The sequence below is a fragment of the Candidatus Frankia alpina genome, assembly GCF_902806485.1.
GTDB classification, from domain to species: Bacteria; Actinomycetota; Actinomycetes; order Frankiales; family Frankiaceae; genus Frankia; species Frankia alpina.
The window spans coordinates 1-7,470 of record NZ_CADCWT010000230.1 but is presented as its reverse complement, the minus strand read 5'-3'; the positions used below and the strand labels follow the sequence as shown (position 1 = coordinate 7,470).

The 7,470-nt window shown below is 71.8% G+C and carries 8 protein-coding genes and 1 pseudogene; 7 read left to right on the top strand and 2 right to left on the bottom strand.

Going from position 1 to position 7,470, the window contains the following annotated elements; translation table 11 throughout:
* The 5 genes from G6R25_RS19315 to G6R25_RS19300 all read left to right on the top strand — a co-directional run.
* A partial coding sequence (locus G6R25_RS19315) for an ABC transporter ATP-binding protein (RefSeq protein WP_163554089.1) occupies positions 1–662 on the top strand: 662 nt, incomplete at its 5' end.
* Positions 663–767: 105 nt separating this feature from the next.
* The gene (locus tag G6R25_RS19310; protein ID WP_235949116.1) at positions 768–1,010 is read left to right on the top strand and encodes a hypothetical protein; all 243 of its coding nucleotides are present in this window, start codon (positions 768–770) and stop codon (positions 1,008–1,010) included.
* Between the two features lie 408 nt (positions 1,011–1,418).
* Positions 1,419–2,090: an ABC transporter substrate-binding protein gene (locus G6R25_RS19305; RefSeq protein ID WP_235949114.1), complete on the top strand. Its 672-nt coding sequence runs from the start codon at positions 1,419–1,421 to the stop codon at positions 2,088–2,090.
* A 25-nt stretch (positions 2,091–2,115) separates the two neighbouring features.
* Complete coding sequence (locus tag G6R25_RS27900; RefSeq protein ID WP_235949112.1) at positions 2,116–2,430, top strand: hypothetical protein; 315 nt, start codon at positions 2,116–2,118, stop codon at positions 2,428–2,430.
* Between the two features lie 25 nt (positions 2,431–2,455).
* Entirely contained in the window at positions 2,456–5,365 is a 2,910-nt protein-coding gene (locus tag G6R25_RS19300) for an ABC transporter permease subunit (protein ID WP_163554088.1), read from the top strand.
* A gap of 38 nt (positions 5,366–5,403) precedes the next feature.
* On the opposite strand, the gene G6R25_RS27895 is transcribed toward G6R25_RS19300, so the two are convergent.
* Entirely contained in the window at positions 5,404–5,649 is a 246-nt protein-coding gene (locus G6R25_RS27895) for a hypothetical protein (RefSeq protein ID WP_235949109.1), read from the bottom strand.
* On the opposite strand from G6R25_RS27895, the pseudogene G6R25_RS30845 reads away from it, so the two are divergent.
* Positions 5,530–6,127 (top strand): annotated as a pseudogene (locus G6R25_RS30845) (amidase family protein); the annotation flags it as partial. The gene G6R25_RS27895 and the pseudogene G6R25_RS30845 sit on opposite strands and share 120 nt — an antisense overlap.
* A gap of 6 nt (positions 6,128–6,133) precedes the next feature.
* Positions 6,134–6,838, top strand: coding sequence for an amidase family protein (locus G6R25_RS27880; protein WP_419469383.1), 705 nt, complete (start codon positions 6,134–6,136; stop codon positions 6,836–6,838).
* On the opposite strand, the gene G6R25_RS19290 is transcribed toward G6R25_RS27880, so the two are convergent.
* The gene (locus tag G6R25_RS19290) at positions 6,835–7,380 is read right to left on the bottom strand and encodes a TetR/AcrR family transcriptional regulator (RefSeq protein ID WP_235826543.1); all 546 of its coding nucleotides are present in this window, start codon (positions 7,378–7,380) and stop codon (positions 6,835–6,837) included. The genes G6R25_RS27880 and G6R25_RS19290 overlap by 4 nt on opposite strands.
* Positions 7,381–7,470 lie beyond the last annotated feature (90 nt).

Sequence of the window (7,470 nt, the reverse complement as noted above, 5' to 3'; positions counted from 1 at the left end):
CCGGGCCCACCCCCGTCGTGCACGACCTGAATCTGGTCCTGCGGCCCGGGGAGGTCGTGGCGCTGCTCGGGGTCAACGGTGCGGGCAAGACGACCACGGTCCGGGCCCTGGCGGGGGAGCTGCGGCCCCTGCGCGGCGAGGTGCTGTTCGACGGGCGCCGCACGACCGCGCCGCTGCAGCGTCGCGCCCGCGGCGGGTTGCGTTACATCACCGAGGAACGGTCGGTGTTCATGGAGCTGTCCGTCGCCGACAACCTGCGTCTGGGCGGGGGCGATCGTGAGCGGTGCCTGGAGCTGTTCCCGGAGCTGGCGCCGCTGCTGCCGCGGCGGGCGGGCCTGCTCTCCGGTGGCGAGCAGCAGATGCTCACCCTGGCGCGCGCGCTCGCGGCCGACCCCCGGGTACTGCTCGCCGACGAGCTCTCGCTCGGGCTCGCGCCCCTGGTCCTCGAACGCCTGCTGCTGGCCGTGCGCGCGGCCGCGGACCGGGGTGGGGCGGTGCTCCTGGTCGAACAGCACGTCCGGGACGCCCTCGAGGTCGCGGACCGCGCGTATGTGCTCAGCCACGGGCGGGTGGTGCTGGAGGGCGAGGCCCGTGAGCTGCGCGGCCGCATCGGCGAGATCGAGCGGACCTACCTGTCGAACGCCGAGCTGGCGACCGGCTGATCCTCTCATTCGACGGCGGGCCTGGCACTTTAGTGAGGTGAACGCCGTTGACACCGCGGTGCGGTCAGGGCGGGGTGAGCGGACTTGAACTATGAGGTGAGTCGCATGGGACAGCGATTGGTCCTCGTCTCCGCAGACGGTCACACCGGAGCCCCGCCGCAGGCCTACCGCGACTACATCGAGCCAGAGTTTCTCGGCGACCTCGACCGCCTGAGAGCGGAGAACGACGAGTGGCTGGCCGTCGTGATCACCGCCAGGGGCTCGTCGGAGGAGACGCTCAAGGTGATCGACGGCCGAGAGGCCATCCGCACCGGCGGCGAACTCGTCGCCCTCGCCCCCGGCGGCTGACCGCCCCCGGCCGCTCCCCGCCGGTCTTCGCCCGACGGCGCAGAATGCCGCCGAGAAATCGATCCGTGGAATATCTGGAGCGGATCGAGACGCCGACCCTCTTACTCCTTCTGCTGCCCGCGTCAGGAATGCTTACGAGGCGCTCAATCAATACTTGCGGACCGGGATACAAGCTGGTAGACAGCAGGCTGTAGCCCCGGTATGAAACAGCTCACACCTTTTCTGGTAAGGTTCGGGACCCGTGGGGAGCACATGGTCGGGAGCAGGAATTCGCGAACGTCGGCGATTATCGTCGGATTATGCCTGGCACTAGTGCTGGCGGCATACGGAGGATCTTCGTCGAATGACAGCAAGGGCGGCTCGCCGAGCGCGCCGCCGGCCATTACGTCGAACGTCAGCGCCAAGATTATGGTGATCGGCGACCTGACCAGCACCATTCCCTTCAAGGTGCCGGAGGTCGTTCCGGTGGCGCGTGGGGTGCTCCGTGGTTTTCCCAACGTGCGGATCGAGACCTGTGACGCGAAGGGAACGTCCGGCGGCTATCAGATCTGCGCCCGGCAGGCGATCACCGAGAAGGTCGCCGGCGTGATCCAGGGCTTCGTCACGGCCCAGGACCAGACGGCGCTGACCAAGGCCGGCATCCCGATGGTCGGGGTCAGCGACGACACGAGCCCCAACTCCTTCCCGGTCAGCTCGTCGTTCGCGCTCTACGTCTCCCTCGGGGTGGGCCTGGCCAACACGGGCTGCACCCGGCTCGGCATCGTCTACCTCGACGGCTCGGACTTCCTCATCGACTACATCAAGCGAGGATTCGAGTCCCGAGGCGGCAAGGAGGTCGCGCGAGCCCCGGTCGCGGCCAACGCGGCGGACCTGTCGCCCGCGGTCGCCAAGCTGACCGGCGCCGGCGCCACGTGCGTGGCGGTCAGCCTGGTCCCGAGCGGGGCGGCGCAGGCGCTCACCGCCCTGCGCCAGAGCGGCCGCACGCTCACGATCGGCGGTCTTCAACGAGGACCTCCTCAGCTCGCTGGGCAGTCTCGCCAACGGCCTCATCGTCGTCGACAGCCAGCTCAACACCCATGACACCGCCGCCGGCGGGATCGGGCAGGTGCAGGCGGACGCGCGGGCCGTCGACTCCAAGACCAAGCTCACCGAGCAGGCCGTCGTCGCGTGGATCGCCGCGCGGCTCGTCGGGTCCGCGCTGCGCAGCACCTCCGGCGAGGTCACGCCCGTCTCCCTCACCGCCGCGCTGAACGGCCTGCGCGGCGTCGACCTCGCGGGCGTCGTCCCGCCCTGGACCTCGCAGCCGCTGGACAACCCGTCGTTCCGCCGAGTGTTCAACCACTACGGGGTCAACTACGAGATCTCCGGGGGCAAGGCGGTTCGCAAGGGCGACTTCTACGACATCGCCCCCATCCTGTGAACCAAGTGATCCACGGGGGATCGAGATGACCGAGGTATTCAGATTCGCCGCGCTCGGCGTGGGTGCCGGCGCGCTGTACGCGCTGGCCGCCGTCGGACTCGTCCTGGTCCACCGCGGGTCAGGCGTGGTCAACTTCGCCCAGGGCGCGATGGGCATGGTGGGCGCCTACGTGTACTTCGAGGGCCGCGGGGGCGACCTGCCCGATGCGCTCTCGGTGGTCCTCGGGCTGCTCGCCGCCGCCGTGCTCGGTGCCCTGTTCCACCTGCTGGTGCTGCGCCGGATGCGGAGGGCGTCCGGCCTCGCCCGGATCGTGGCGACCCTCGCCCTGCTGGTGGTCCTGCAGTCGGTGGCCGTGCTGCGCTACGGGGACCTGCCGAAGGTGATCCCGTCGATGCTGCCGATCGAGCCGGTCAGCGTCTTCGGGGCACAGATCGGGCGGGATCGCCTCTACATCCTCGCCATCGTCGTGGTGCTCACCGCCGCGCTGTGGGCCGTCTACCGGTTCACCAGGTTCGCCGTGGCGACCAGCGCGGTGGCGGAGAACTCCCGGTCGGCCGCGGCCCTGGGCGTCTCGCCGGATCTCATCGGGGCGGCGAACTGGGCGATCGGCGCGGCCCTCGGCGCGCTCGCGGCGATCCTGCTGGCGCCGATCACCGGACTGGGGCCCGCGAACCTCACCTACCTCGTCATCCCGGTGCTGGCCGCGGCGGTGGTGGGACGGTTCGCGTCCTTCCCGATCACCCTCGCCGCGGGCCTGGTGATCGGGATCGGGCAGTCCGAGGTGACGCGGTATGTCACCGCACCCGGTCTGGCCACCGCCATCCCGTTCGTCCTCGTCGCGGTGGTGCTGCTCGCCCGCGGGCGGACGACCGCCGGGAAGGGCGACAGCTTCGGCCGGATGCCGCGGCTGGGCGCCGGCCGTCCCCACCGGCTCGCGACGGGAGTCGCGGTGCTCGCGGCGGTCGCGTGCATCTGGTGGCTGCTGCCCGCCGAGTGGGTCAACGCGTTCGGCCTGCAGATGATCGTTGCGATCATCCTGATGTCCTTCGTGGTGGTCACGGGCTACGCCGGTCAGGTCTCCCTGGTCCAGATCGGCTTCGCCGGAGTCGGGGCGCTGATGACGGCCTGGCTGGTGGCCGACCACGGCTGGCCGTTCTGGCTCGCAGCCCTCGCCGGCGTCCTCACCGTCGTGCCGGTAGGGATCGTGGTGGGCCTCGGCGGGCTGCGCATCCGTGGGGTCCACCTCGCGATCCTCACCCTGGGACTGGCGATCTCGCTGGAGGCCGTCGTGTTCGGCAACCCCCGCTACACCGGCGGGGTGGAGGGTTACCACGTCGGCGGCATCCGCGTGTTCGGGCTGGCGGTCGACGCGTTGACCTTCCCGAAGCGGTACGCGAGCCTCGTGCTCGTCGTCCTCGTCATCGTCGCCCTGGCGATCGTCAACCTGCGCCGGTCCCGCGCCGGGCGGCGGCTCATCGCGGTGCGGACCAACGAGCGCGCCGCCGCGGCACTCGGCATCTCCGTGGTCGGCGCGAAGCTCTACGCCTTCGTCCTGGGCGCAATGATCGCCTCGTTCGGCGGCATCCTGCTCGCGTTCCACGATCCCGTGCCGAGCTTCGGCGCCTTCGCGGGCCTGCAGTCGGTGACGGCCCTGCAGAACGCGGTCCTCGGCGGCGTCGGGGCCACCACGGGGCCGCTGGTGGGCAGCTCGTTCGCCCCGGGGACCCTCGGCCAGCAGATCTTCAGTTTCCTCGGTGCGAAGGTGGCGCTCTACCTGGCGCTGGCGAGCGGGGTCGGGTTGCTGTTCATGCTGACCTCCGCGCCCGACGGCCTGGTGTTCCTGCGCCGTCGCGCCGACGACCGGTTGCGTGCGCTGGTGGCCGACCGCCTTCCCCGGCGGCTCTCCGGGTTCCAGCCACGCGCGCGGCGGGCGACCACCCCCGCGTCCGAGTCCGCGACGTTCGAGTCCGCGACGTCCGAGGTCGGGGGGGCAGGGCGCGCGGTGAGCCAGGAGCAGCATCGCGTCCCGCCGCTCGCGCTGGAGCTGCGCCGGGTGTCGGTGCGCTTCGGTGGCGTCGTCGCGTTGCGCGAGCTGAGCCTGTGCGTGCGTCCCGGCGAGATCGTGGGTCTGATCGGACCGAACGGCGCCGGCAAGAGCACGACGATCACCGGTTTCACCACCCTGGCCGGTGGCGAGGTGCATCTCGGCGAGACGCGCATCGACGGCTGGAGCCGCGAACGGCGGGCGCGCGCGGGGCTCGGCCGGTCGTTCCAGTCACTGGAACTGTTCGAGGACCTCACCGTCCTGGAGAACCTGCAGAGCGCCTGCGACCGCCGGGACAGCCTCGCCTACGTCACCAACCTGGTCGTCCCGGACCGCAGCCGGCTCACCCCCGCCGGCTGGGCCGCGGTCGCCGACTTCGGACTCGCGCCGTTCCTCGACACGCCGGTCCAGGACCTCGGCTACGCCCACCGGCGGATGCTCGCGGTGGCCCGCGCCGTGGCGGGCGGCCACAGCGTCCTGCTGCTCGACGAGCCGGCGGCCGGGCTCGGCGACGCGCAGACCCGTGAGCTCGGCGCGGTGCTGCGCCGGCTCGCGGACGAACGCGGGATGGCCGTCTTCCTCGTCGAGCACAACGTCGACGTGGTGCTGCGCACCTGCGACCGCGTCTACGCGCTCGACTTCGGGGTGCTGATCGGCGCGGGCACGCCGGCCGAGATCAGCGGTACGCCGGCCGTCGTCGACGCCTATCTGGGCACCGCCCGTTTCCGCGCCGACGGCGCGCAACCTGCCCCGGACGGACCGGGCGACGGCATGCGACCTGGGCCGGACGACGCCGGGGACGCCGGGGACGCCGGGGACGCCGGGGACGCCGGGGACGCCGGGGACGCCGTGCGGGAGGAGACCCCCGAACCGGCCCACGGCACCGCCTGACCCAATCCGGCACGACCCCCGTCACGGCACGACACCCGTCAGGGCACGAGGAGACGATCGGCATGAGCGAGGAACTCACCTGGCTTCCGGCGTGGCGCATCCGGGAACTGATCGGCAAGCGCGAGGTGTCCTGCGTGGAGGTCACCGAGCACTTCCTGGGCCGCATCGAGGAGTTCAACCCGACCCTGCGCGCCTTCGAAGAGGTCGACCACGCCGGTGCCCGCGAGCAGGCCCGGCGCGCCGACCGGGCGGTGGCCGGCGGCGACGTCCTCGGGCCGCTGCATGGGATCCCGACGTCGGTGAAGTCGCACATCCGGGTCGAGGGGCTGCACTACGTCCAGCCGGGCACGGATGTGGTGTCGACCTTCGACGACATCTGCGTCGAGCGCCTGCGCCGGGCCGGGGCGATCATCATCGGCACGAACACGATGATGGGCGCCGGCGCCGACCTGACGCTCGCCCGGGACCGGCCCGGCGTGTTCAGCCCGTTCAACTGGGACGCCGAGGCGCTCAGCCCGTGGGACACCACGCGCGTCCCCGGCTGGTCGAGCTCCGGCGGCCGCCGCGGCCCGGCTGCTGCCGGTGACCATCGGCTCGGACGGCGGAGGCTCGACCCGGCTGCCGGCCGCCTACTCCGGGGTGGTGGGTCTGCACACCTCGCGCGGGCTCATCCCCCACGTCAACTACGACAAGCCGACGATGCTGCTCACCGCCAGTTACGGCCCGCTGGCCCGGTACGTCCGCGACGCGGCACTGTTCACCCGCGCGATGAGCGGCGGCGACGGGCGGGACTACGTGTGCCTGCAGGACGACACCCCCGATCCGGTCGAGGCTCTCGATCGGGGCGTCGAGGGGATGTCGATGGCGTGGACCGAGGACTTCGGCTTCGCCGCGACCTACGCCACCGCCGACAGCGCGCGGATCATCGACGTCGCCCGGGTGGCCGCGCACAGCCTCGCCGCCCTCGGCGCCGTGGTCGACCCGACCGACGAGGTCTGGGAGGACCGCGCCGAGCGGGGCACCGTGCGCTGGACGATGGAGCCCTCCGTCTACGAGGTCATGGTCGGCACCAACCCGGCCCCGCTGCCGGCACTGGACCCGGTGCTCTACCGCGAGCAGGCGCAGTCGCGGGCGCGCAACTGGGAACGTTTCCAGCGCCTGTTCCGGCGACACGACGTCATCCTGTCGGTCACCGCGCAGCGGATCGCCGCCGGCGTCGAGGAGTGGGAGCGCGCCTGGACCGTCGACGGCCCGACCTTCCCGGGTGGGAGCTTCGCCCCGGTGTACTGCAGCCACACGATGATTTTCAACTGGCTGGGGTTCCCCGCGGTGACGGTGCCGTGCGGCTTCGTCGACGGCCTGCCCGTCGGGCTGCAGATCGCGGCCTGGCACGGCCGCGAGGACCTGGTCCTCCGCGTCGCCGAGGCCTTCCAACAGGCGTTCCCGCGCGACGAACGCCCGGCCGTCAGCTAGATGGGAGCGGTTCGGTCGGTGGTGGTTTGGTCGGGGGCAGCGCGGTCGCGTTCGAGGGACCGGTGGGCGCCGTCGAGCACCAGGTCGAGCCCGGCGGCGAACTCGGCATCCGCGTGCTCGTCCAGCGTCAGCGGCGCCAGCATGGCCCCGGAGGTGTAGAAGAACAGGACCCGCACCACCCGGTCCGCGCCGGCCGGGGAGAAGCCGACGCCCCGCAGCGTCCCGTTCAGGGATGTGTAGAGCCGATGCGGCATCGGGTCGGCGACGTGCGCGGAGATGTGGGTCGCCATCCCCGGGTAGGCGCCGACGACCTCGCGGAAGCGCAGCAGGAACGACCGGATGCCCCGGCGCCAGTCCGCGCCGGTCGGCTCGCACGAGCCGACCCGGGTGTAGAGCTCGAGCGTGACCAGACGCAGAAGATGTTCCTTCGTCGGCACGTGCTTGTACGTCGCGCCGACGGCGACGCCCAGGTTGTCGGACAGGCGGCGCATGGTGAGGCCCTCCACCCCGTCCGCCCCGATGATCTCTAGGGCCTCGCCCACGATCTCGACTTCGTGCAGTGCGCCGCGGCGGGGCCCACCGCGGCCGGTGCCACGGTCACCCCTGTTCGCGGCGACATGCATGCCCTACAG

Coding starts and splice junctions, on each gene's coding strand:
- G6R25_RS19310 (WP_235949116.1), top strand. CDS start 768: ATGGGACAGCGATTGGTCCTCGTCTCCGCAGACGGTCACACCGGAGCC.
- G6R25_RS19305 (WP_235949114.1), top strand. CDS start 1,419: ATGGTGATCGGCGACCTGACCAGCACCATTCCCTTCAAGGTGCCGGAG.
- G6R25_RS19300 (WP_163554088.1), top strand. CDS start 2,456: ATGACCGAGGTATTCAGATTCGCCGCGCTCGGCGTGGGTGCCGGCGCG.
- G6R25_RS27895 (WP_235949109.1), bottom strand. CDS start 5,649: ATGCAGCGGCCCGAGGACGTCGCCGCCGGCCACCGCCCGGTCGGCGCG.
- G6R25_RS27880 (WP_419469383.1), top strand. CDS start 6,134: ATGAGCGGCGGCGACGGGCGGGACTACGTGTGCCTGCAGGACGACACC.